This window comes from Pseudomonas sp. LB-090624 (assembly GCF_003205205.1).
Lineage (GTDB): Bacteria > Pseudomonadota > Gammaproteobacteria > Pseudomonadales > Pseudomonadaceae > Aquipseudomonas.
In genome coordinates this window covers 148,592-172,625 of record NZ_QJRL01000005.1, presented here as the reverse complement: position 1 = coordinate 172,625, position 24,034 = coordinate 148,592, and the positions used below count along the sequence as shown (strand labels likewise).

Here is a 24,034-nt window from a genome sequence, read left to right as displayed (position 1 = left end):
CAAAGGCAATTGACGATGACATCACTTCCCGAGTTTTCCAGGGCGGCAGTGCTGCGTGAGTTCAAAGCACCTCTCGTCATTGAAGAGGTGCCCGTACCTCGTCTAGTCGAACCTGGTGCTGCGCTCATCAAGATCGAAATGTGCTCCATTTGCGGAACGGATGTACACCTGTGGCAAGGTGCACTCTCTCTGAACGTGAACTTGCCTGTCATTATCGGCCACGAAATGGTCGGCAGGGTGGTACAAGCGGGCAGTGGAAGCATGACTGATTCTGTGGGTACTCCCCTGCGAATCGGTGACCGTGTTGTATATACCCATACATCCTGCGGCGGTTGCTACTACTGCACCACCGCACGCGCCCCGACCCTCTGCAGCAATCGCCGTGCCTACATGTACGAAAACATTGAAGAGCCTCCCTACCTTCTGGGCGGGTTCTCTCAGTACGGGTACGTATTACCTCAGTCGGGTCGACTGCGGGTTCCTGACTCGATACCGAACGAATTGGCGAGTCTCTCCAGCTGCGCACTGCGTTCTGTAATGAATGCCTACTCGCAGATTGGTGCGATAGAGCCTACTGACACCGTATTGATCCAAGGAGCTGGCCCACTCGGTTTGCTGGCTACGGCAAACGCCAAGGTGCGCGGTGCAAAGAAGGTCATTGTGATTGGCTCGCCTTCAGCACGCCTGCAGATGGCGGAGCGATTTGGTGCAGATGTCTGCATCCCTGTCGAAGGTACATCAGCACGAGAACGTCTCGACAGAGTGCTCGCGGAAACGGGAGGACGAGGCGCTGACATCGTGATGGAGTTTACAGGTGTGCCCGCCGCCTTCGTGGAAGGAATGGCGCTTGCCAGGAAGGGTGGTCGCTATCTCGTGGTCGGTCAGCTTGGTGAGGCAGAGACGAGTATGGCCCCCTCGATGATTGTGAAGAAAAACCTCCAGTTGATCGGGTCTTTTTCGGGCGATGCACGTAGCTATTCGCTCGCCCTGCAATTTTTGGAAAAGCATCAAAACAATTTCCCATTCCACGAGATGATCACTGGCCGGTACTCGCTTGACCAAGTAAACATCGCCCTTACACGCATGAAAAACTTTGAAGAAATTAAGCCTGTCATCACGGTCGATTGATTTGAAAACCACGCTCAAGGCCAAAGGCTTAGCTTTCCATCCGGGAATCAAGTCGCCTTGAGCTCAATGGTCGAGTGGAAGGGAGCCATTCACTATCTGGCTAACGAGGAAACGCTCACAAGGCCACACACTAGCAAGCCATGTACGCACACAACAATAACAAAGGTTGAAAAAATGTATACATCAGCCCAAAGCAGTACAGCAACGCACTCTAAAAGCCTTGACGCAGACACGAAAAAAACGATGAAGAACGTCGTCGCCGGCAGCCTGTTCGGCACGGCACTGGAGACCTATGATATCTACCTGTACGGAACAGCCGCGGCCTTAATCTTCGCGCCCCTATTTTTTCCAGGATCTGACGAATCAGTCTCCAGATTACTCGCCCTGGCATCTTTCGCGATCTCATTTATAGCGCGCCCTCATGGCGCGCTGGTGCTTGGCCACTTTGGCGATAGAATTGGCAGAAAAAAACTGCTCTACCTGACGCTGATAATGATGGGATTGAGCACAGTGGCTATTGGTCTACTTCCCACCTATGCCAGTATCGGCATCTGGGCACCATTGATTCTGTGTTCACTGCGTTTCATCCAAGGTTTTTCCTTTGCCGGCGAGTACAGCGGCGCTGTCTTAATGCTCCTTGAGCATGCACCGAGACGTGCAAGAGGCTTCTATTCAGCGCTCAACAACATAGGTCCTGTGTTTGGATTTATAGCGTCAGCCGGCATGCTGCTCATCGTCAGCGCCACGACAACTACTGAAGCGTTTCATAGCTGGGGATGGCGCATCCCATTCGTCGCAAGCTTGGCCTTGTTGATCATCGGCGTATTCATCAGGGCAAAGGTTCCGGAGTCACCGGTGTTTGAGCATGCAGCGTCTCAACGCCACAACCAGAGCGCACCTCCGCAGGCGCCTGCATTCCAGTTGATCACGAGGTATCCTAAACAACTACTCTTGGTAGCCGGGGCAAATATCTGTCACTTCTCTACCTTCTACCTATTTACGGTCTTCTCCCTAAGTTATGGCCAAAAAGAGCTAGGATTATCCAACAGCTTTATCCTCTCAATCGTTATGACAGCCATGTGCACTCACTTGTTGACAGTGCCCTTGGCGGGGCTGATGGCGGATAAACTGGGGCGGCGTGCCACCCTGCTAATCGGCTTTGCCGTGACTGCACTCTCAGCATTCCCTTTCTGGCACCTTTACTCAAGTGCAGACTTTTCACAAATGCTCGCGGGCGCCAGTATGTTAATGGTGGGGTATGGATTGGTCTTCGGTGCTATACCATCCTTCACCGGAGAGGCCTTCGGACCCAGTGCCAGATTCACTGGATTCGCCATGGCAACAAACATCGGTGGCATCATAGGGGGTGGCACAGCACCGATAATAGGCGCGTATCTACTCAGCCACTTCGGATCACCTTATTACATTGCGAGCTACATGGTCTTACTGGCACTCTTCTCGGCAGGCTGTACCTATATGTGCGTTGAAACCAAAGATTTCGACATTACCAGCGAATCACTCATCAAGGCGAGCGCTCCAGGCTGATGCACGAGGCAATGTGCGGGCCCTGAACGGCACAACTGCAACCCTGGAGCATGCAATCGCTACCCTTTCTGCACGGGTGGTTACGCCCCTGCCGGCGCCACCCTGTTCTGACTAGCCACCCTGTTCTGACTATCCACCCACGGGCTCGCCAAGGACCCGACTCGTCTTGACACCCAGCTGAGCATTGCATGAAAAAAAGTGATGATGAATGTTGAAATAAAATCGCTTTCCATAAGGATCGATAATGTTTAGGGTGGCGGCTGTCCATCGATCCGATAAAAATACCGCTATCCACGGGTCCCCGGACAAAGATTTATAGCTGAACGACAGAACGTATATAACGCTTATAAAAATCTGCCCTTTCTGTTGAGGCCCCCTATGCCAAACATATCTTTGTGCCCCCTCCTGCTACAGACTGCCCTTCATAATAAATAAAACTGGACTCGGTTACTGGCCACCATTTTGGCTTGAAGCATCACCAACTCAAATTCAAAGCCGACACTGTGCGCCAGATACAAGCACCGGTTAACTGTGCCCCATTAACTCTCCTTCTCTATCCATCATAATAAATCAGGAGTGGTAAATTGAAGTACAACCGTCACGTTGCAGTCGTATTAGCAGGCCTGGGTTCGGCATTATCACATGGAGCAAATGCTGATCTGCTTGACGACAGCCGAGCCAGTCTGAGCTCCAGGACTCTCTATTTCGAGAATGATGTACGCGCGCTTGACTCTGATCAGCGTCAAACCGCGACGGGACTCAAATTCGACTTCAATTCAGGGTACACCGATGGACTGATTGGGTTTGGGTTCGATCTACAAGGGGTCGTGGGTATCAACCTAGGGGGAGGCATCGACAATCACTCGGCGAGTACCACCAACACTTTCACTCCTGTTTCCAGTGATGGCTCCCCTGTGGACGAATGGTCTAGCCTGCGAGGTGCTGGCAAGGTTCGCCTCTCAAAGACAGAAGCTTTAGTCGGCAACAGTCTCCAGCCCAATTTACCGGTGCTAGTCACTAACGATGGACGGCTCCTACCTGCAGCCTACAGCGGCGCGCAGATCACCTCCAAAGAGCTGGACAGTTTTACATTCACTGGCGGCAGGCTGACTCGGGAAATTGGACGGGCCTCCAGTAATTGGGCTGGGATCGCCATGGGTGGGGGTGCCCATGGGTCAGATGCCTTCTGGTACGGAGGCACTGACTGGAAGGTAAATAAAGAACTGACACTCCAGTATTACTACGCCAACCTTGAAGACTATTACAGCCAGCATTTTCTGGGTTTGGTTCACCAGTTCCCAATTGCCGAAGGACAGACCTTTAAAACGGATCTTCGCTACTTCAATAGCCGAGCCGACGGGCGAAATGGCAGCGCTACTTATTCGTTCAACAACAATGGCGGCTACGCAAAAGAAGCTGGCGAAGTCGATAATAACACCTGGTCTGCGATTTTCACCTACACCCTTGGCGGCAACCTCTTCCTACTTGGCCACCAACAGGTTGGGGACAACGGCGGTATGGCATCGGTGAACAACGGAAGCCTGCGGGACGGTCGTGGTCGCCCAGAGGGTGAAGGGGGTTCAAGCTACTATCTATTCACGGACTCTATGATCAACGCGTTCGTGCGCGCAGGTGAAAACACCACGTTTGGTCAGTATGCCTATGATTTCGCTGCCTTGGGTGTGCCTGGTCTCAAAGCGTCCATCACATACCTCCATGCCAATGGCATCAAAGACGCGACTGGTAACGGGGACACTTATTCGGAGTGGGAACGTGATTACCGGATCGATTACGTGATCCAGTCCGGTGTAGGGAAGGGTATCGGATTTGCACTGCGACGAGCCAATTATCGTACTGAAGTCCCGGAAAGCCAAGGCGGCTACGACACGGATCAGACTCGCTTCTACGTAAATTACACGTACCAATTCAAATAGTTTCCTATCCGTTTTGGACAGCCCAGCTCAGTAGCGCTGGGCTTTTGTCTGTCTGGGATCTACGTATTTAGGTTGGCTACCCACGCAGGCCGCCCCCCCTCCAAACTGGTCTGTGGTAGATTGCCGCGCATGAGCCAGCGGCTGCGTGCAGGCCGATTAGAATTTCTGGAGGGTACATGTCCGATAAGCTTTCACAACTCGAATCCGATCTGAGCGGGCCACTCGTCGCCTCTGCGCACCTTGTGGTAGAGGGCCAAGTGCCTGCTTCTGAATTTGAATTCGGCATGATCCTCACCTGGAACGCTTTTTCCAGATGGGCCACATCATGCATGAGTGCAGCGGGCGCGCCAGACCTGGGCATGGTGGACATCATCGTGTTGAATCACATTTGCCACCGAGGCAAGCAAAAAAAACTGGCAGACATTTGCTTCACTCTGAATTTCGGCGACACCCATATCGTGTCTTACTCCCTCCGGAAGCTGTCTGGAAGCCAACTGATCACCTCGAAAAAAATCGGCAAGGAAGTTTTTTACAGTCCGACGAAAAAAGGGCTGGATTTAGTGGAGCGTTATGTTGTCGTACGCAACAAATGCCTAGTTCCCAGCATTGATCAGAACGTAGTGGAAAAGCTAAGCGCTACAGCTCGCACCCTGCGCGAGATGTCTGGTACATATGATCAAGCAGCCAGGGCGGCTTCTTCACTCGTGTAACCCTCACTGACGCCTCGACCGTGCGGCCTTTCTACCCGCACGGCGCACTACGAAAACGCAGTCATCCTCTCAAATGTTTCGTTATGAAGCAGCCTTGATGCAATATCTAGGATTTCAGTAGCCCACCATCCCGCACGTGGCTCACATCCATGGCAAAAGCCTGGTTCCTACAATCGTAAATTACTCACTAAATCATCACGTTAAGTCATGGGTGAGCTTTTAGAGAACTTTATGCATACGAAACACCGACGAATCGTAAACGTTGGCGTGTTCCGTGCATTGCTGGTTTGACCAAAGAGAAATAACAGAAAACGCTGACACCCAAAGCCCCTTCGACGCGGCTTTATGATCAAGGCCTTGACTAAGAGCCTGATATCAAGCGTTGCTTGGGCCATGAAGCAGTGCGCAGATCCAGGTCTCTTGGAACTGCTACGTTGATCGGTCCCCTCTCTCTTCTGCCCAGTGGTCATTAACCAAATCCTCCGTCACATCCGGTGAGGCAACAGCCATGACAAAAGAACCGTCGGCCTTACAACTCTTAATCGATGACCAGCCTGAGACTGGACAGTCACCTTGGAAAGTATCCATTGTTGCAGGCATGGGTTCAGCCGTAGAATATTATGATTTTGCAATATATGGCCTGCTGGCCAGCACGCTCGCTAAAGTTTTCTTTCCTGGACTAAGCCCTCTTGAGGCACTTCTTTCAACCTTGGCAGTGTTCGCCAGTGCTTTCGTAATGCGTCCATTGGGCGGTGTGTTTTTCGGACGTCTGGGTGATCGTCGAGGACGAACCGTCACCCTGATCGCAACTGTAGTGGGTATCGGGATTGTGAGTGGGATCGTGGGTATTCTTCCCACTCACGAACAGGCCGGGGTATTAGCACCTGTCATGCTAGTTGCCTGCCGCCTGGCGCAGGGTTTCTTCGCTGGCGGTGAAGTGAGTGGCGCAGCTACGTACATCTCTGAATGCACGCCCGCTGACAAACGAGGCTTCTTCGGAGCATTCAACCCCGCCGGTGTCGCCATCGGGTTAGCTTCTGCGGCTGCCATGGCGGGCACTCTCAGCCTCCTGTTGACACCGGAGGAAATGGTTGAGTGGGGATGGCGCATTCCATTTCTCTCCTGCATACCTTTCATCGTGCTGACATTATGGGCTCGAATGAAGTTGGAAGATTCCCCGAAGTTTAAAACACTGGTTGAATCGAACCATGTGGTGAAAGCCCCTGTTCGCGAGGTACTGCGCCATTACCGTAAACCTCTGATACTCGCTACTGCCATCGCTTTCGCTCAAAACAGCTGCGCCTACCTCGGTATCGTCTATTTGAATATCCATATGACGAGGACTCTGGGTTATGAGCCTGGGAAGGTTTTCTGGCTTATGGCGGCTTGCCAGCTTGCAGCAGGACTGGCTATGCCCTCCTTCGGGCAGCTGTCAGACCGAATCGGTCGTAAGCACCTGATGATCATAGGCTACGCGAGCTACATCGTGATCATTCCAACCTCCATGCATCTCATGGGCCTTGCAAGCTTCGCTCTCGCAAGCGTGGCCTGCATGCTTGCATTCGTTCCGTTCGCGATCACTCAAGCCCAAGGCTATACCGTATACAGCGAGCTGTTTCCCACTCGCGTTCGGTACACAGGTATTGCCCTGAGCTTCAACATGGGGGCAATATTAGGTGGCGCTACGACTCCTTATATCTGCACATGGCTAGTGAGTAATACTGGCTTGAATCTGTCTCCGGCGTTTTGGGTGGCATTTGCGGCAACGGTCTCGATCATCGCACTTTCCAAAATCAAAGATGTCGCCCGGCAAGAGCTCGTGAACTAGGCATTAGCGAGTAACAGACGATGAAAACGCAGCGTATGCGCCGGTAAACGCGCCTTTCAAGTGGTAGGTGAATACGCGATCAGGCCTTTTGGCATCAATCGAGCGGGGCGCTACGTTTAGAGTAAGCGTCCACTGTTCACACCCCAGGTCGCTCAGGAATGTCTGCTCCCCAATGCATCTATCGCGAGCGTTGCCCAGCGTCATGGCATCAACACCAAACGCGTTGTAATGACTGCCATCGCGCCCATCCATGCGGTAGCAACTACGAAGTTCAGGTAATTTGGCCGGCACCAACGAGACAGCATGTCATCTTATCGAGGTTACATCTGGGCTCACCTAGTCGTAGCTAAAAGCAAAATACCATGTGAGGGGTCGTCCGATCCCTGTTTTCGAGGAGAGCCCAACAGTCAGCCTCGCCGCGAAATATCGATAAGCCCAGGCGCCTGTTAGCCAGAGAGGATGTCCGAATAGTCGGGCACCCTCGCAGAGGGTCTACGTGAGTGGCTAGATGACATTGCCGGTATCAGCCGCTTACAGCGGCTGATACCGGCTACTGCACACCTGCAATTGGCTCACCCAGAGTGTTCCAGCGTGATTGCCAACTATTCCCTTGCAGCTAAATCTTTACCACGACACTTCATCCCTAGCGCCCAAATTACAGGGCGTGAACGTTGCTCTGCAGATCACTGAGGGTGATGTCAGTCACCAACATGTGGCCCGGAGCATGACCGATGTACAAGGGGATGCCGGATGCTTTCAGCGCCTCCTGTGGAGTCACGCCGCACGCCCAGAACAAGGGTATCTCGTTGTCAGCCACGCCGACACCTTTACCCCAATCAGGCTGCTCCACATCGTCGATACCTATCTCTAGAGGGTTGCCCATGTGGATGGGCGCACCGTGTACCTGAGGGAAATTACCAGTGATCTGGATCGCTGCGATGGCCTGTTTGGCCACAAAGGGCCTCATTGATACAACAAGATGCCCACCGAATGGCCCTACCGGAACGTTCCTGACGTTGGTCACGAACGCAGGGACTACATGCCCGCGCTCGATATGACGCAAGCGCATGCCCTCGGCGATGAGGAGATCTTCGAAGGAATGCGAGCAGCCGAGTGCAAACGCCACGTGATCGTCCTGCCAGTATTCCGTGAGGTCATCAACCTGCTCGGCCTGGACCCCTTCGCGATAGATGTTGTACTTAGGAACATCGGTCGCAACGTTCACATCGCGGCCTAGCCCTCGAAACACTGGATCACCCGGAGCGGTGACATCCAGCAGCGGGCAAGACTGCGAGTTCAACGCACAGAACTTCTTGAAATCGTCTGCGTAACGGCTGGGCATGATGATGACATTGACTTGGGTGTAACCGGGGCAGTGACCCGAGGTCGGACTACGAAACTTGTTCTTGCGGATTTGCTGTCGAAGCTCGAAGGGAGTCATGGCGTTCTCCTTAAGGTACTGCCCGTGCCTGCTAGCCCAGCAGGCACGGGCATAGAAAGTTAACGTGGGTTAGCAATGGCTTTTGGCAAGCTCAGCGCGATCATTGCGGCGAGGAGTAGCACGCCAGCGATTGCGAATACCGCAAGGTCGGTGTTGCCAGTGGTCTCTTTCACATACCCCATGAGGTAAGGCGAAACGAAGCCAGCCAGTGCACCGATTGCATTGATCATCGCGATACCGCCGGCAGAGACCCCACCCGTCAAGAATGCCGGGGGGAGCGTCCAAAACAGCGCTGAGGCCGAGAAAGATGCGGCAGCTGCTGCGCAAAGTGCGAGAAGAACCAGGTAGGGGGAGCCTGCCGAGAACACACTGGCGCAGAGCGCGACGGAGGCCAGAATGAAGGCAATGCTCAGGTGCCATCGACGCTCACGACGCTTGTCAGAGCTGCGGGTAGTCAGGATCATTGCCACCATGGCGCAGCCGTAGGGTATGGCGGTAACGGCCCCAATGGCACTCAAACTCGCAAAGCCAGCTCCCTTGATCAAGCTAGGGAGCCAGAAGGCCAAAGCGTACTGACCGAGCGCTTGAGAGAAGACAAGAAGAATGAGCAGCCACACGAACTTGTTGCTGAGCATCTGGCCAAGCGTGGAAGCGCTCGTGGATGCCTTGGCTTTCTCCTCTGCAGCGAGGTCATGTTGGATAATGCTGCGCTCTTCATCACTCAGCCACTGAGCGTCCTTCGGCTTATCGTCCAGGTAGAGGTAAGCAGCAATCCCCAACAGCAGGGCTGGAAGGGCCTCGATCAGGAACAGCCATTTCCAGCCAGCCAAACCCATCTTGAGGTGCATCCCATCCATGATCCAGCCCGACACTGGCGAGCCAATCAGACCAGCAACCGGGATGGCGCACATGAACAGGCCGATAGCGCGGGCGCGAACATGTGAAGGGAACCAGTAGGTGAGGTAGAGAATGACCCCAGGATAGAAGCCAGCTTCTGCAGCCCCTAGCAGGAAGCGCATTACGTAGAACTGTGTGGGCGTGTTGACGAAAGCGAATCCTCCAGAGATCAGCCCCCAGAGCACCATGATCCGGCACAGTGTGGCACGAACACCAACCCGATGGAGGTACAGGTTGCTTGGAACCTCAAACAGAAAGTAGCCGATGAAGAAAACACCGGCACCGAGGCCATACACAGCCTCACTAAACTGCAGATCGCTCAACATTTGCAGCTTCGCGAACCCGACATTCACTCGGTCTAAATAGGCCGCCACATAGCAAACCATCAGAAATGGAATGAAACGAATTGCAACTTTTCGATAAACGGCCCGATTCGAATCAACGGCCTCAACAACACCGCTTGTGATGATTTTATTCATTTATTGTGCCCTACATAGGTAGTCATGCATCCCGTGTTGCGACCGTACTTATCAGCCGACTGAACGGGGAGCCTGAATCATCAAAGAACAGAAAAGGCGTACTGAACAATCAGCCTATTTTCGTCCAAGTCATTTCCAAAACTTGAGCGAACTGTTGCATTCCTCCACCGAACAGACAAATTCTTCAAAACACCCGACTGGAACACATAGAAAATGTCCGTGTTTCGTTCCCACTCAGTCCCCGTACTGCCGGAGGACAGCTTCACATCTGAACCTTTAACATAACGGGCCATGAGCCCGAGACCGGGGATACCCAACCCTGCGAAATCGAGGTCGTAACGAACCTGCCATGAGCGTTCATTGATATTGGCAAAATCACTAATCTGAATAAAGTTAACCAGATAGGGGTCAGTACCGGCGACGTAGGGATACGGATCGTCCCCCATCATCTTCTGTAAACCAAGACCAAAGGAGTGAATACCCGACTTATAAGTACCCATGACCCCAACCGACGTGTTATCAAGCGCTCGGAAGTTACCATCCTCTTCGCTTTTCGCTAGCCGCACGTCCGTCTTGAAACTGTCGCTAGGCGAGAGATTGACCAAGCTGCTGGCGTTGGCAACATACTGGCGGAATACCCCGTCCAACGAGCCGTAATGCAGGCCGATAGAGGTGTCTGGAAGTACCTTGTAATCGCCACCATAGAACGTGTAATCGTCACCCTCCCCGCCAACACGGTTGCCCGTAAGCCTCGTCCAATGACCCGATTGGCTGGCCATCGTCTCCGTGATGCGTGCTGCCTGCAGAGAGAGATTTTCGATTTCTGAGACCTCAATCATACTGCCCTTGAACATCTGCGGAAGTAGTCGGCCATCCGGGGACAGCAGCATCTGGTTGCGGAACAGGAGGCTACCCACCTTCAAGGTACTGTTGGACACCTTGGCTTTAAGAGTGAGCCCGAGCTTTGAATATTCATCCTGCGATGCGCCGTCAGAACCGGTCGGAAACAGCGCAGTTCCCGAGCGATCCGGGCTTGAGTCGAGCTTGAACCCTGCCATTGCAATAGTATCGAGGCCGAACCCGACCACACCCTCTGTGTAGCCGGAGTTTGCACGAAGGATGAAGCCTTGGCCCCACTCCTCAGCCTTGCTTTGCCCACTCGCCAGGCTGCCACCTGGCTGGCGGAAGTCACGGCTAAAATAAAGATTACGCGCCTCAAGCGTAACCTTACTGTCGCTCACAAATTCTGCATGAGCGGAATTTCCAGCCACCGCCAAGCCAGCTGAAAAAAACATCAAAGTTCTGGTCATTAACCTCTGTTGTTGCATAGCAGCTTCACCCCTGAATTGTTGTGTTATAGGCAGTAAAGAATGTGACAACTAAAGAACCCACCAAAAGCCCGCACATCATCCGTGCCAGCAACTGAAGAATCGCTGGAGTGGGTAAGTCGCTCAGTAGAATTCCATTTACGCACAATGACGTATAAGCCATCGCAAGCTGCTGCGGCCGACAGACCTAAACCCTATTTATTATTTTCAACCCCACCCGCTCAGCGCTTCAGTTAAAATTGTTCAAACTGACGCCAGACATTGACTGTAAGGTGCGATCTGAATCCCTGAAGACTCGAGCGTCTTTCGCAGCGTGCGTGCCATTGCAACGGCTCCATGTGTATCTCCATGCACACAGATCGTGTCTATATCGACTGGAATGCGTTTGCCTGACTCAGTGATGATTGCACCTTCCTGCACCATCGCAAGCACGCGATTGGCAGCTCGCTCCCCGTCATGGATTACGGCTCCAGGCTGACCACGCGGAACCAAGCGACCATTGTCCTGGTATGCTCGATCTGCGTAGATCTCGCGAGCAATATTCAGTCCAGCAGCTACTGCCATCTGCTCAAGGGTAACTCCGGCCATCACCGATAGAATGAGCTCGTCATTTACTTCTTGGATGGTCTCGATCAAAGCAGACGCCGCCACTTCGTTGTCAGCGACAAGGTGACCCAAGGCGCCGTGTGCTTTCACAAATGTAAGCGTATGCCCTACGGACTTGGCAATTGCCCAGGCAGCGCCGATCTGATAGGCAAGCATCTGCTTGATCTCACTCTTGGAGAAAGACTGTTGACGTCGGCCGAATCCCCACAGGTCTGGATAACCCGGATGAGCACCCACTGCTACGCCCCTGGCTTTAGCTTGGGTGCAGATATCAGCCATGATGGTAAAGTCTCCAGCATGGAAGCCGCAGGCCATGTTCGCCGATGTTGCAATGTCCAGCATCTCATCATCTTGAGCAATGGTGTATGGGCCAAATCCCTCACCCATATCGCAGTTAATATCGACCGTCTTAATCATCATCAATATCTCTAATTACGTATCTAGTCGCGCTTCACCGCGGGATCACCTTCCGGTGCATAGCCTTTGTCGCTAGGGCGTTACCAATGCCAGCACATCTCCATAGCCAACGACCTGCTGGTTGGCAGCCGCGTAACTCGATAGGGTGCCAGCGCAGGGGGCATAAACCGCAAGCAGCTCACTGCCGGACACCACGTAACCAACGACCTGCTCTGTAGTGACCCACTCACCAGCGACTGCAAGCGCAGTGGGCGTGTACGGGTGAACGTGATAGAACACGCCGATATCCGGTGCCAGTACCTGACGCTCCGAGGAAAGGGCTTTAGTTGGGCCCTCCACCGGCGTTGACGGCGCAACTGGCGACGATTTACCAGTCAAATACTTCAGCGCTATGCGGGTGGTCGAGTCTTCGTACTCAAAAGTGACCAGACCGGTAGCGTCCAAGCGCTCAATGAGCTGACAGACTTCTTGAATATTCATTTCACTTATCCCCTCGAGCTTCCAGGAAATGCTCCAGGTAATGAATGTTCGCGCCACCGTCGCCGAACGGCTGGCTCTCAAGCACCTGAGCATGAAGCGCGATATTGGTATCCACGCCTTCAACAACGGTCTCGGCAATCGCCACCTTCAGCCGAGCAATTGCCTGCTCACGGTTAGCACCGTGGGCAATCACCTTTGCAATGAGAGAGTCGTAGTGGCTGGGAATTTTGTATCCACAGTAGAGGTGCGAATCGACTCGGATACCTGGCCCACCTGCCGCTATCCACTTGGTGACCACACCAGAAGAAGGTCTGAATGACCTAGCATCTTCAGCGTTAATTCGGCACTCGATTGCGTGTCCGGTGAGTGTGACCTGGTCTTGGGTGATCGACAGGGGTAGCCCCATAGCGATGCGAATCTGTTCGGCAACGATGTCGACGCCAGTCACAAGTTCGGTGACAGGGTGTTCAACCTGCACGCGCGTGTTCATCTCGATAAAGAAGAATTCACCGTTCTCGTATAGGAACTCGAACGTGCCGGCACCGGCATAGCCAATCGCTTTGCACGCGTTCACGCAAAGCTCACCCATTTCAGCAATACGTGCTCGATCTACACCCGGGGCAGGACTTTCTTCGATGAGCTTTTGGTGGCGTCGTTGAGTGGAGCAATCACGTTCTCCTAGCCAGACTGCATTGCCGTGTCGGTCAGCCAGTATCTGGATCTCCACATGGCGAGGTGTTTGGAGAAAACGCTCCATGTACACGACTGGATTGCCAAAGGCTGCCTTGGCCTCCTCTCGGGTCAGGGTGACGGAACGCAGCAGTTCAGACTGCTCGTAGACAACACGCATCCCTCTTCCGCCACCGCCACCGGCTGCCTTGATGATCAGCGGATAGCCGACTTTCTGACCGCACGCAAAGATCTCGGCGTCTCCATCTGGAACCGCCCCATCTGAGCCTGGGACACACGGAACACCGGCCTCTATCATCGCCTGCTTGGCGCGAACCTTGTCCCCCATTCTCGAGATGGCATCCGACGGTGGGCCGATGAACGTCAGTCCAGCTTCCTCGACAGCCTTGGCGAAACTCGCACTTTCGGAGAGAAAGCCGTACCCAGGGTGAATGGCCTGCGCCCCGGTCAGCTCGGCTGCAAGGAGCAACTTCTCGTGGAGTAGGTAGCTTTTCGGGGCAGGAGCCGGGCCAATGCTGATTGACGCATCGCAGAGCTGTACATGCCGTAGGTCACGGTCTGCATCTGAGTGGGCAGCCACGGTATGAAGTCCCAGCGTTTTGCAGGCGCGCCATACTCGCAAGGCGATCTCACCCCGGTTGGCGATCAGTACTTTGTCAAACATATGCCACCCTTTTAACCCGGTAAATCGGTGCACCCCGTTCGATGTCGTCGCCATCCTTCACCAGGATTTCAAGGATCTCGCAATCGAACTCAGCCTCAATGGGATTGAACAACTTCATGGCCTCGATCATGGCGAGCGTCTGGCCTTCAACGACCTGTTTGCCCAGCGCCGCGAACACTTCCTCCGTAGGCGACGGCTTTAGGTATATAACTCCTCCCATAGATGCCACTACGTAAATCTGATCCGCTGACGGCATCGCCTGGACATGAGCCATGGGCGCGATCTCACTGCTTGGCACAGCCGAAGAGGAAGCCTCGGCAGCCAACTCACGAGTGAGCTGGATACGTACATCGTCTTGCTTGAAATCCAGGCTGAGCAAAGATGACCGCTCAAAGGTGCCGATCAGCTTTTCGATATCTGCACTGTTCACGTTGTTCTCACTGTTTTTTAATGTTCTGCACAGTCGTGATTCGGGTTTTCAACCCATCGCTGACGCAATCAGCCCGGCGACCTCTGAACGAGCTGATAGGGCCTCATCAACCCCGACCAACTCGAACCTGACCCTGTCGCCAGGCATGAGCTGGCCAAGGCGCCATAGATCTGCGTCGATGACGTTCGCCAACTTTGGATAGCCACCGCAGGTATTCGCATCGACCAACTGAATGATCGGTTGCCCATTGCTTGGGATTTGCACGGTGCCGGGTACAATCCCATGGGATAGGAGTTCATTCGCTCTGGAGCGGACAATCTCTGGCCCAGCCAATCGGTAGCCCTGTCGGTTGGAACTGCGCTCAACCTGGAACAGGGAGCCGAAGAATCTGTCCCGACTCTTGGTGTTGAAATCATCCCATTCCGCAGAGGGCAGAACCCTCGCCGAGGCTTCACCAGCGCTCAACCTTTTCCAATAGTCAGCGAGCTCGTGGCGGAAGTATCCATTTCGCACAGGCCTTAAGTTTTCATCAGAATGGATGTCTACCCAATCAGTCTTCTGCAACGCACGAGAGTGGTAACCTCCAAATTCCGCTTTCAGGTCAGTTGAAAACGACCCCAACACTTCAGGCACTTTGATGCCGCCTCGGATAGCCAAGTAAACACAACGACCAACTCTGGGCGCACCAACAGTGAGTACCTCGTTGGCCTCGACCCGAACCGCCGTCCAAGAAGCCAGCTCCTTGGTTCCGAGCTTGTTACTTGAAACAGCCCCTGTCAGTACCACCGTGGTTGGCCCAGAGAAACGAACCTTGAAAGGAAAACTATTGATCTCAACACCCGCCGCCGTTGAGAGGTTGCCGACCATGGCGTTGCCGAGCGCGAAGCTCAAACCATCCATGGGGCCGCTGCGGCTAACACCGCAATCAAGGAACCCAAATCGGCCCCGGTCAACCACGAAATTCAATGCCCCATTGGAAAGAATCTCGATCATTTCAGGACTGCCTTTGGCACGAAGACTATTTGATCGCCTGGGCTGAAAAACACCGGTGGCATTAATCGGCTATCGAAGCATTCCACCTCCGCGTGGCCGATCACGTGCCACCCACACGGGCCAGTGAAAGGCAGGATCGAAGCTTGCTCACCTGCGATGATGACGCTTCCCTTCGCCAACTTCGTCCTCGGTGATTGCCGGCGAGGGACCTCGAGCGCCTTGGGCAAACCTACCAAGTAGGCGAAGCCAGGCATTGAGCCGATAGCAGCAACGGTGTAACTAGCGCTGCAATGCAGATCAATAACGCGTGACTTGGACAGACCGGACACCTGGCTGATGTAATCGAGATCGAGGCCAACGTCCCCCCCATAGCAGACCTCAATGCTAATACGCCGGCCTTTCAACTCCTTCGGGCGAACCTCGCTCCATCGCTCAAGCAAAGTGGAGCGGGCACGGGACGGATGGATCTGGGAAGGGTCGAACACAACCAGAAGATTGTTCACCCCTAAGACGGTTTCCTTCAGGCCAGGGAATCGATCTTGGCTCCCTAGTGCAGCCCGGAGGGCCAAGAGGCGTTGCTGCCTTTGTAGACAGAACGGGCCGCCGGCAACATCAACCAGTAGCGCATCGATTCCCGCATGGGAAATCTTCACGGCCTCATCAGCAACGCCCGGCCCATTCATCAAGGTTTTCAGCTCAGTCATGGTGCTTCCAACGGAGGTGGCTCACATGCCGGCACATACCGACACGAGACCAACTGCAGAAAGCAGGCCAACGATTACGATTTGTTGACGTTTCGAATGCATTTAGCTCTGCAAAACGTAAGTCAAAGCCTGATTATTACTTTAAAATCAATTGTTTAACTCCGTAATCCGACCAGGGTATTCGAGGCTTAGACAAGCCCTTCAGTACAAGCCTCATGCAGCACTTGCGACCTTTCGCTGCTACCGAAAGAAACGGGGATTGCATCAAAAAGAAGCACCACCGTAACCCCTCGCTTTAAAAAGGTGCGATCTGGATGGGTTGAAGGTTTACCGAAAGAACAGGACCGATTTGGGTTCCGGAGTGGGAAATCAGGGCAAGGGAGTTGCAGGATGATGGCCAACTTTCAGAGGCCACCTTCCTTAGTCAGGCGTGACGCCGGTGTTGGCCGAAAGGGAATATTTATGCCCCTTTCAGCCATAGTGTACGGCCTAATCATGCGTCAAAATCGCGTACTCGCTCGCACGATCAATAGCGCAACCTCTAATAACAACCTGGTGTGCCCGTGCAAATATCTATCAAGAATAAAATCGTGATGCTCACCGGGCGGCCCTTTCCGCCCTCACCCGTATCAGCGATGCAGTGCGACTCATCAACGACATGAACCTGCAGATCGCAACAGCCGCCGAGGAGCAAAGCTCGGTTGCCGAGGGGATCAATCGCAACGTTGCCAATGTCCGGCAGGTTACGGAGTCCTAGGGGAATCAAGCGTATGAGTCTGCTCAGATCAGCCAGTCACTGAACGCCTTGGCACCCATCAGCAAATGCTGATAGCGCTATTCAAGGTGTGACAGACCGTCGCGCTGACCAAAGGTCTTTTTTTAACACAACTGTCGTGCTATAAAGTTGTCAAAACGCTCCTCCCCTACCTGCGCCCTGCGTAACCAGATAGGACATCAAGGGGGAGCAACTACAAAAAACCGGAGGTACTGAGTCGATGAATCGCTCTATTGAGTTTTGGCAAACCAAAGTTGCTGGCCTGAAACCTGAAGGGAGGGCCTTCATCGATGGGAAGTACGTCGACTCGATCTCAGGTAAAACCTTTCCTTGTATAAACCCTGCAACCGGGAAAGAAATTGCTCAGATCGCCGAGTGCGAACGGGCAGATGTCGATCTGGCCGTTTCGGTTGCCAAGCGCCGCTTCGATAGCGGTGTCTGGGCTAAACGCTCCCCTACCGAACGCAAAACCGTTTTGCTGAAACTGGCTGCGCTCATCCAGGACAACATGGAGGAGCTTTCCCTGCTCGAGTCTCTCGACATGGGCAAGCCAGTCGAGGTGTCTTACGCCTACGAAATGCCGGAGCTGGGCGGTTATGTGCAATGGGTCGCTGAAGCCGTCGATAAGCTTTACGACGAGGTAGCGCCGACTGCGCTGGGTGACCTCGCACTGATTCGTCGCGAGGCGCTCGGGGTCGTTGCCTGCGTTGTACCGTGGAACTTCCCGCTGGACATGGCCATTTGGAAATGTGTCCCTGCTCTGGCAATGGGCAACTCGGTAGTTCTCAAGCCCGCTGAGCAATCTTCCCTTACCGCCATCAAGCTGGCAGAACTGGTTAAAGCTGCTGGGGTGCCAGACGGCGTGTTTAACGTAGTGACTGGGTTTGGTGAGACCGTAGGTGCGCCGCTCGGCCTGCACATGGACGTCGCCTGCTTGGCTTTCACCGGTTCGACCGAGGTGGGCAAACACTTCCTCAGGTATTCCGCAGAATCCAACATGAAACTGGTTTGGCTGGAGTGCGGTGGCAAGAGCCCTAACATCGTCTTCGCCGACACTGAGAACCTCGACCAAGCAGCCAAACTCGCTGCCCGCGTTTTCTATAACCAAGGAGAAGTCTGCTCCTCCCCCACCCGTTTGCTCGTTGAGGAGGGTATCCACGACGATTTCGTTGCCCAGGTCATCAAGTACGCCAAGGACTACGAGCCGACCGACCCGCTGGATCCTAATGCCTTGATGGGCGCTATGGTTGAGGACATCCACACCCAGCGCGTCATGCGTTATGTTGAAACGGGCAAGACTGAAGCAACCTTGGCCTACGGTGGCGAACAGGTTGTGATCAACGGAAGCTCCAACTTCATCCGCCCCACCATTTTCACGGGCGTGAACAACGAAATGCGCATCGCCAAGGAAGAAATCTTTGGCCCAGTCCTGAGCATCATCAAATTCAAGACCGAAGCGGAAGCCATCGAGATCGCGAACGACTCGATATACGGCCTGATGGCCTCTGTATTTACCTCCAACCTCTCGCGCGCCCACCGTGTCTCTGAAGCTTTGAAAGCTGGGACGGTCACCGTCAATACCGTAGACATGGTCTCTCCGCTTGTACCGTTCGGCGGGGTGAAGCAGTCGGGCAACGGCCGCGATAATTCCCTGCATGCGTTCGACAAATACTCGTCTCTGAAAACCACTTGGATCAAGTATTGAGCGGGGTGCGCCATGAGTTTCGATAAAGTTGTCATTATCGGTGCCGGCCAAGCCGGCTTCCAGGTCGCAGCCTCACTGCGCCAAGGTGGTTACGAGGGTTCTGTGACGATCGTCGGTGACGAGAACAACATCCCTTACCAGCGCCCACCACTGTCGAAGTCATACCTGAAAAACCTGGCTGACGAGACCTCAATACAGCTGCGCCCCGCCAACTTCTACGCGGACAATCGCATCGAAATGATCAAGGGAGACAAAGTTGAGCGAATAGACCGGGCGGCCAAGGTCGTTGTAACAGCCAGTGGCAAAGTGTTGGCTTACGACAAATTGGCCATTACCACCGGTACCCGACCGCGTCCGTTGGATCTCCCTGGGGCCAAACTGCCAGGCGTTCACGCCCTGCGCTCCTTCCTGCAAGCAGCTGACCTGCGCGATGACATTCAAACCAAGCAGAACATCGTCATCATCGGCGGCGGGTTCATCGGGCTGGAAGTGGCAGCATGTGCAGCGGGTCTTGGCAAGACTGTAACCGTCCTCGAATACGCGCCTCGCCTGATGGGGCGGGCCGTTTCCACCGTGAGCTCCGACTTCTTCAAGGCTTATCACGAAAGCATTGGCGTTCGGGTCATTACCGATGCCCGTATTGAGCGGATCAAAGGGGTTGAGCGAGCCAAGGGCGTATCACTCCACAATGGTGAACAGATTCCATGTGACCTGATCTTGGTCGGTGTAGGCGCTCTTCCCAACGTCGAGCTTGCAGAACATGCAGGCCTAACTTGCGATAACGGGATTCTGGTAAACGAGTTCGCCGTCACCTCAGACGCCGACATCGTCTCAGCAGGCGACTGCACCAATCACCCCAATCCTTTTGCCAATGGCAGGTTCCGGCTGGAGTCGGTGCAAAACGCCATTGACCAAGCGAAGGTTGCTGCTGCCAGCATGCTCGGTACCGCCTCCGCCTACAGCGCAGCGCCATGGTTCTGGTCTGATCAGGGGGAAATCAAACTGCAAACCGTCGGTTTGCCCTTGGGCACGGATGAATTGGTTGTGCGTGGGTCGCCGGACGAGAAGAAGTTCAGTGTCTTCCACTATCGCGAAGGCAAGTTGATAGCAGTTGAAAGCATCAACTCTGCAGGTGACCACATGGTGGCCCGCAAGCTGATCACCACAGGCACCAGCCCCTCGCCCGCCCGGGTCTGCGATTCAACGGTTGAGCTGAAGTCGCTACTCGCGGGCTAATGCCCCCTACCCGACACCTGGAAGAGCCTCATGACTCAAACAATCAACATCAATGCGCCTTTCGACGGTGCACTGCTGGCAGAGCTGCCTGTTTCAAGCGATCAACAAATTGAGCAGGCGCTGGCTACTGCCCATGCTCTGTATCGAGATCGTAATGGCTGGTTGAAGAAGGCCCAGCGAATCGAAATTCTCAAGAAAGCTGCCACCATCATCACTGGTCGCCGCGAGGAGCTGGCCTGCCTGGTAGCGCAGGAATGCGGTAAGCCTTTCAAAGATGCCCTGATCGAGGTGGATCGCGGTGTCGATTGCCTGCACATCTGTATTGAGGAGATTCGTACCAAGGCTGGCTCCGTCATCCCAATGGAGTTGAATGCCACCTCGGCCGGTCGTATCGCGTTCACTCAACTTGAGCCCATCGGTGTAGTTGTCGGCGTGAGCGCCTTCAATCATCCGTTCAACCTTGTTGTTCACCAGGCTGCCCCCGCTGTTGCAGTAGGTGCTCCCGTAATCATCAAGCCGGCAGCTAAGACGCCTTTGAGTGGTTACGCTTTCATCGAGATTCTCCACGAAGCTGGCCTGCCAAAAGAATGGGCCCAGATCGTACTGCCGGGTAGCAACGAGCAAGTTGGCAAGCTCGTGGCGGATTCACGTGTTGGGTTCTTCTCGTTCATCGGTTCTGCTGCAGTGGGCTGGATGCTGCGTTCCAAGCTTGCTCCAGGTACTCGCTGCGCACTGGAGCACGGTGGTGTAGCTCCAGTAATTGTTGCCCATGACGCCGACCTGCCAATGGCTATTCCTCGACTTGCACGCGGCGGTTTCTGGCACGCAGGCCAAGCATGCGTTTCAGTTCAACGGGTCTTCGCAGACCGCCGCATTGCACGTGAAGTCGCCGAGCGCCTGGCCGCAGTTGCCGAGCAGATGACTGTTGGTAACCCAGTCCTGGAGACCACCGATATTGGGCCGATCATCTCGCATCAAGAAAACGATCGCATTCATCAGTGGGTTCAAGAAGCCATTGCTCAAGGCGCTGAGCTCATCTGCGGCGGCAAAAAAATCAGCGACAGCTGCTACGCGCCAACCGTCTTGCTCAACCCATCTGACGACTCGAACGTGATGCTCAGGGAAGTCTTCGGTCCAGTCATCTGCGTTTCCAGCTTCGACGATATCGACAAGGCGCTGGCTGAGGCGAACTCGCTCGACTTCTCCTTCCAGGCCGCTGTTTTCACTCAGAACCTCGACACCGCCCTGCACTGCTACAAGCACCTCGATGGCACTGCAGTGATGGTCAATGAAAACACCCTGTTCCGCGTTGACTGGATGCCTTTCGCCGGCGCCCGCCACTCAGGCCACGGCGTAGGTGGCATCCCCTACACCATGCACGAAATGCAGGTTGAAAAAATGATGGTTTGGCGCTCTGACGTCCTGAACTGAGAAGTATGAACATGAACAATAAAGATCTTCTGGCGCGCCGCGACAAGGCTCTTCCGCGCGGGGCAGCAACTGCGCTTCCAGTTTTCGTCAAGAAAGCTGCAGGCAGTGAAATTTGGGACGTAGAAGGCAACCACTACGTTGACTTCGCATCGGGCATTGCCGTTAACAACACCGGCAACCTCCACCCCAAGGTCGTAGAGGCCATCGACGCCCAGTTGAAAGATTATGCACACATCGGTTTCCCAGTGCTTTCTTGTGAGCCCTATGTGCGCCTGTGCGAACGCCTGATCGAACTGGCACCTATCCCTGACGCTAAAGCCACCCTGTTCACCACGGGTGCAGAGGCGACTGAAAACGCAGTGAAGGTCGCGCGTTACTACACCGGGCGCCAAGGCATCGTGACCTTCACGGGCTCTTTCCATGGACGCACTCAGCTCGCGTTGGCCATGACCGGTAAGGTTCAGCCACTGCGTACTGGCGTTACTCCATCTCAGGCAGGGGTGTACCAGGTTCCGTTCCCGATCGAACACCATGGTACGAGCGAAGAGGCAAGCCTGAAGGCACTTGATCATTTGTTCCGCGCAACCATCTCACCGGATCAAGTCGCAGCCATCGTTATTGAGCCAGTGCAAGGTGAAGGGGGCTTCTACCAAGCGTCTCCTGCCTTCATGCAGGCATTGCGCAAGCTGTGCGACGACCACGGCATCTGCTTTGTCGTGGACGAAGTGCAGTCGGGCTTCGGCCGCACTGGCAAGTTCTTCGCCACCGAGCACGCAGGCGTGCAACCCGATTTGATCGCTGTTGGTAAGGCCATGGGCGGCGGGTTACCGCTGTCTGGTCTGATCGGTCGTACCGAGGTGATAGATGCTCCACCGCCAGGTTTTCTGGGCGGCACCTTTGCAGGCAACCCACTGGCATGCGCTGCTGCGAATGCTGTTCTGGATGTGATCGAGACGGAGGGCTTACTGGCTCGCGCCAATGTCGTAGGCCAGAAAATTCAGTCGTTCCTGACCGATCTGAAGGGTACTGCCAACGTCCTGCCGCTGGGTGACGTCCGTGGCTTGGGTGCAATGGTCGCATTCGAAATCGTGACCGAACCGGGTACGCACACTCCTGACGCAGATGCCACCAAGCGTGTTGTAGCCAAAGCCAAAGAGCTCGGTCTGCTTCTTCTGCCCTGCGGCTACTACGGCAACACCATTCGCGTATCTGCACCGCTCACGATCAGCGACGACGTTTTGGAAACGGGACTTTCCCGCCTAGCCAGCGCACTCATGGCCTAACCCCTCAACGAGTCGAGATAAGAAAAATGGTCAAGATCACTTTCGTGCAGCCTGATGGTTCATCTGTTGACGTCGACGCAAAAGTTGGCGGCACCGTGATGGAAGCGGCAGTCAACAACATGGTTAAAGGTATTGATGCCGACTGCGGTGGGGCGTGTGCTTGCGCCACCTGCCACGTCTACATCTCTGACGAGTGGAAAGAAAAGCTCCAGGCCGCTGAAGGAATGGAAAGCGACATGCTCGAGTACGCATACGAGCCAGACGCATCAAGCCGCCTCTCCTGCCAGCTCCGTATTACCCCGGAGATGGAAGGCCTGGTCATTCGTGTTCCTAGTCAGCAGAGCTGACTGGGTTTCCTCTAAACAGGAGATGAAACCATGAGTTTCAATCAACCTCTTGGTGGCAATCAAATGCCCCGCTTCGGCGGCATTCCAACCATGATGCGCCTGCCTGAAGCAAAAAGTGCTGCTGGTCTGGATGCATGTTTCGTCGGTGTTCCACTGGATATTGGCGCCTCCAACCGCTCTGGTACCCGAATGGGGCCACGGAGCATCCGTGCAGAATCCTGCCTGCTGCGCCCTTTCAATCTGGCAACCGGTGCGGCGCCTTTCGAGAGCCTGCAGGTGGCTGATATCGGTGACGTGGCCATCAACACGTTCAACCTTCCTGATGCAGTAAAGCGGATTGAAGAGGCCTACGACGTCATCCTAGAACACGAAGTAGCACCGCTCACGCTGGGTGGCGATCACACGATCACCTATCCAATCCTGCAGTCCATCGCGAAGAAGCATGGGCCTGTGGCGCTGATCCATATCGATGCTCACGCTGACGTAGGCGAGCACATGTTCGGCGAGAAGATCGCTCACGGCACCACGTTCCGTCGTGCCTATGAAGACGGCTTGATCAACCCACATCTGACCTTCCAGATTGGCCTGCGTGGTACAGGCTACTCGCCAGACGATTTCAACTGGTCGCGTAGCAAGGGCTTCACGGTAGTGACCGCTGACGAATGCCAAGGGGTATCACTGGCTCCGTTGATGGAATCAATCAAGGCCAAAATCGGCGATACGAAGGTGTATATCTCCTTCGACATTGATGGACTTGATCCTTCGGTAGCTCCAGGTACCGGTACTCCGGAAATCGGCGGACTTACCGCTTACCAAGGACAGCAAATCATTCGTGGGTGTAAAGGCCTGAATGTCATTGGTGGCGACGTTGTAGAGATCTCGCCGCCTTACGACAGCAGCGGCAATACCTCCCTCCTGGGCGCAAACCTGTTATTCGAAATGCTTTGCGTCCTACCCGGCGTCAACTATCACAACGTCTAATA

The 24,034-nt window shown here is 54.4% G+C and carries 20 protein-coding genes and 1 pseudogene; 12 read left to right on the top strand and 9 right to left on the bottom strand.

The genetic code is table 11. The features are described 5' to 3' along the window. Positions 1–15 precede the first annotated feature (15 nt). The 5 genes from DMX11_RS07960 to DMX11_RS07940 all read left to right on the top strand — a co-directional run bounded on the left by DMX11_RS07960 (position 16) and on the right by DMX11_RS07940 (position 7,145). On the top strand, positions 16–1,128 hold the full coding sequence (locus DMX11_RS07960) for a zinc-binding dehydrogenase (protein WP_110743991.1): 1,113 nt from the start codon (positions 16–18) through the stop codon (positions 1,126–1,128). Positions 1,129–1,371: 243 nt separating this feature from the next. Then, positions 1,372–2,673: an MFS transporter gene (locus DMX11_RS07955; protein WP_177410721.1), complete on the top strand. Its 1,302-nt coding sequence runs from the start codon at positions 1,372–1,374 to the stop codon at positions 2,671–2,673. A gap of 584 nt (positions 2,674–3,257) precedes the next feature. Then, positions 3,258–4,607, top strand: a complete 1,350-nt coding sequence (locus tag DMX11_RS07950; protein ID WP_110743989.1) for an OprD family outer membrane porin — start codon at positions 3,258–3,260, stop codon at positions 4,605–4,607. A gap of 176 nt (positions 4,608–4,783) precedes the next feature. After that, complete coding sequence (locus tag DMX11_RS07945; protein WP_110743988.1) at positions 4,784–5,317, top strand: winged helix DNA-binding protein; 534 nt, start codon at positions 4,784–4,786, stop codon at positions 5,315–5,317. A 508-nt stretch (positions 5,318–5,825) separates the two neighbouring features. Then, positions 5,826–7,145: an MFS transporter gene (locus tag DMX11_RS07940; protein ID WP_110743987.1), complete on the top strand. Its 1,320-nt coding sequence runs from the start codon at positions 5,826–5,828 to the stop codon at positions 7,143–7,145. Positions 7,146–7,800: 655 nt separating this feature from the next. On the opposite strand, the gene DMX11_RS07935 is transcribed toward DMX11_RS07940, so the two are convergent. The 9 genes from DMX11_RS07935 to pxpB form a co-directional block, all read right to left on the bottom strand. After that, positions 7,801–8,586, bottom strand: coding sequence for a putative hydro-lyase (locus DMX11_RS07935; protein ID WP_110743986.1), 786 nt, complete (start codon positions 8,584–8,586; stop codon positions 7,801–7,803). A 59-nt stretch (positions 8,587–8,645) separates the two neighbouring features. Further along, a complete protein-coding gene (locus tag DMX11_RS07930) occupies positions 8,646–9,962 on the bottom strand; it encodes an MFS transporter (RefSeq protein WP_110743985.1) in 1,317 nt (438 codons plus the stop codon). A gap of 80 nt (positions 9,963–10,042) precedes the next feature. Further along, positions 10,043–11,272, bottom strand: a complete 1,230-nt coding sequence (locus DMX11_RS07925) for an OprD family porin (protein ID WP_110744090.1) — start codon at positions 11,270–11,272, stop codon at positions 10,043–10,045. Positions 11,273–11,533: 261 nt separating this feature from the next. Beyond that, positions 11,534–12,316 carry a LamB/YcsF family protein gene (locus tag DMX11_RS07920; RefSeq protein ID WP_110743984.1) on the bottom strand — a complete coding sequence of 261 codons (783 nt, stop codon included), beginning with the start codon at positions 12,314–12,316 and terminating at the stop codon, positions 11,534–11,536. Between the two features lie 69 nt (positions 12,317–12,385). After that, positions 12,386–12,793, bottom strand: a complete 408-nt coding sequence (locus tag DMX11_RS07915) for a hypothetical protein (protein WP_110743983.1) — start codon at positions 12,791–12,793, stop codon at positions 12,386–12,388. Between the two features lies 1 nt (position 12,794). Further along, the gene (gene accC / locus DMX11_RS07910) at positions 12,795–14,147 is read right to left on the bottom strand and encodes an acetyl-CoA carboxylase biotin carboxylase subunit (RefSeq protein WP_110743982.1); all 1,353 of its coding nucleotides are present in this window, start codon (positions 14,145–14,147) and stop codon (positions 12,795–12,797) included. Then, positions 14,140–14,577: a biotin/lipoyl-containing protein gene (locus DMX11_RS26115; RefSeq protein ID WP_218278947.1), complete on the bottom strand. Its 438-nt coding sequence runs from the start codon at positions 14,575–14,577 to the stop codon at positions 14,140–14,142. Before DMX11_RS26115 ends, accC begins: the two co-directional genes overlap by 8 nt. Positions 14,578–14,625: 48 nt before the next feature. Then, on the bottom strand, positions 14,626–15,570 hold the full coding sequence (locus DMX11_RS07900; protein ID WP_110743981.1) for a biotin-dependent carboxyltransferase family protein: 945 nt from the start codon (positions 15,568–15,570) through the stop codon (positions 14,626–14,628). Further along, the gene (pxpB, locus tag DMX11_RS07895) at positions 15,567–16,274 is read right to left on the bottom strand and encodes a 5-oxoprolinase subunit PxpB (protein WP_110743980.1); all 708 of its coding nucleotides are present in this window, start codon (positions 16,272–16,274) and stop codon (positions 15,567–15,569) included. Before pxpB ends, DMX11_RS07900 begins: the two co-directional genes overlap by 4 nt. 607 nt (positions 16,275–16,881) lie before the next feature. Between pxpB and DMX11_RS26195 the strand changes: the two are divergent. The 7 genes and pseudogenes from DMX11_RS26195 to speB all read left to right on the top strand — a co-directional run. Beyond that, a pseudogene (locus tag DMX11_RS26195) lies at positions 16,882–17,123 on the top strand (chemotaxis protein); the annotation flags it as partial. 146 nt (positions 17,124–17,269) lie between these two features. Further along, the gene (locus DMX11_RS07885; RefSeq protein ID WP_110743979.1) at positions 17,270–18,754 is read left to right on the top strand and encodes an aldehyde dehydrogenase; all 1,485 of its coding nucleotides are present in this window, start codon (positions 17,270–17,272) and stop codon (positions 18,752–18,754) included. A 12-nt stretch (positions 18,755–18,766) separates the two neighbouring features. After that, entirely contained in the window at positions 18,767–19,990 is a 1,224-nt protein-coding gene (locus tag DMX11_RS07880; RefSeq protein ID WP_110743978.1) for an NAD(P)/FAD-dependent oxidoreductase, read from the top strand. A gap of 30 nt (positions 19,991–20,020) precedes the next feature. Next, positions 20,021–21,421, top strand: a complete 1,401-nt coding sequence (locus tag DMX11_RS07875) for an aldehyde dehydrogenase family protein (protein WP_110743977.1) — start codon at positions 20,021–20,023, stop codon at positions 21,419–21,421. Positions 21,422–21,426: 5 nt separating this feature from the next. Continuing rightward, positions 21,427–22,704, top strand: coding sequence for a 4-aminobutyrate--2-oxoglutarate transaminase (gene gabT / locus DMX11_RS07870; protein WP_256590528.1), 1,278 nt, complete (start codon positions 21,427–21,429; stop codon positions 22,702–22,704). A gap of 26 nt (positions 22,705–22,730) precedes the next feature. Next, complete coding sequence (locus tag DMX11_RS07865) at positions 22,731–23,051, top strand: 2Fe-2S iron-sulfur cluster-binding protein (RefSeq protein WP_110743976.1); 321 nt, start codon at positions 22,731–22,733, stop codon at positions 23,049–23,051. A 30-nt stretch (positions 23,052–23,081) separates the two neighbouring features. Continuing rightward, the gene (speB, locus tag DMX11_RS07860; RefSeq protein ID WP_110743975.1) at positions 23,082–24,032 is read left to right on the top strand and encodes an agmatinase; all 951 of its coding nucleotides are present in this window, start codon (positions 23,082–23,084) and stop codon (positions 24,030–24,032) included. Positions 24,033–24,034: the final 2 nt, after the last annotated feature.

Bases quoted from the DNA above. Each gene is read 5' to 3' on its own strand.
- DMX11_RS07960 (WP_110743991.1), top strand. From the start codon at position 16: ATGACATCACTTCCCGAGTTTTCCAGGGCGGCAGTGCTGCGTGAGTTC.
- DMX11_RS07955 (WP_177410721.1), top strand. From the start codon at position 1,372: ATGAAGAACGTCGTCGCCGGCAGCCTGTTCGGCACGGCACTGGAGACC.
- DMX11_RS07945 (WP_110743988.1), top strand. From the start codon at position 4,784: ATGTCCGATAAGCTTTCACAACTCGAATCCGATCTGAGCGGGCCACTC.
- DMX11_RS07940 (WP_110743987.1), top strand. From the start codon at position 5,826: ATGACAAAAGAACCGTCGGCCTTACAACTCTTAATCGATGACCAGCCT.
- DMX11_RS07935 (WP_110743986.1), bottom strand. From the start codon at position 8,586: ATGACTCCCTTCGAGCTTCGACAGCAAATCCGCAAGAACAAGTTTCGT.
- DMX11_RS07930 (WP_110743985.1), bottom strand. From the start codon at position 9,962: ATGAATAAAATCATCACAAGCGGTGTTGTTGAGGCCGTTGATTCGAAT.
- DMX11_RS07925 (WP_110744090.1), bottom strand. From the start codon at position 11,272: ATGACCAGAACTTTGATGTTTTTTTCAGCTGGCTTGGCGGTGGCTGGA.
- DMX11_RS07920 (WP_110743984.1), bottom strand. From the start codon at position 12,316: ATGATGATTAAGACGGTCGATATTAACTGCGATATGGGTGAGGGATTT.
- DMX11_RS07915 (WP_110743983.1), bottom strand. From the start codon at position 12,793: ATGAATATTCAAGAAGTCTGTCAGCTCATTGAGCGCTTGGACGCTACC.
- accC (WP_110743982.1), bottom strand. From the start codon at position 14,147: ATGTTTGACAAAGTACTGATCGCCAACCGGGGTGAGATCGCCTTGCGA.
- DMX11_RS07900 (WP_110743981.1), bottom strand. From the start codon at position 15,570: ATGATCGAGATTCTTTCCAATGGGGCATTGAATTTCGTGGTTGACCGG.
- pxpB (WP_110743980.1), bottom strand. From the start codon at position 16,274: ATGACTGAGCTGAAAACCTTGATGAATGGGCCGGGCGTTGCTGATGAG.
- DMX11_RS07885 (WP_110743979.1), top strand. From the start codon at position 17,270: ATGAATCGCTCTATTGAGTTTTGGCAAACCAAAGTTGCTGGCCTGAAA.
- DMX11_RS07880 (WP_110743978.1), top strand. From the start codon at position 18,767: ATGAGTTTCGATAAAGTTGTCATTATCGGTGCCGGCCAAGCCGGCTTC.
- DMX11_RS07875 (WP_110743977.1), top strand. From the start codon at position 20,021: ATGACTCAAACAATCAACATCAATGCGCCTTTCGACGGTGCACTGCTG.
- gabT (WP_256590528.1), top strand. From the start codon at position 21,427: ATGAACATGAACAATAAAGATCTTCTGGCGCGCCGCGACAAGGCTCTT.
- DMX11_RS07865 (WP_110743976.1), top strand. From the start codon at position 22,731: ATGGTCAAGATCACTTTCGTGCAGCCTGATGGTTCATCTGTTGACGTC.
- speB (WP_110743975.1), top strand. From the start codon at position 23,082: ATGAGTTTCAATCAACCTCTTGGTGGCAATCAAATGCCCCGCTTCGGC.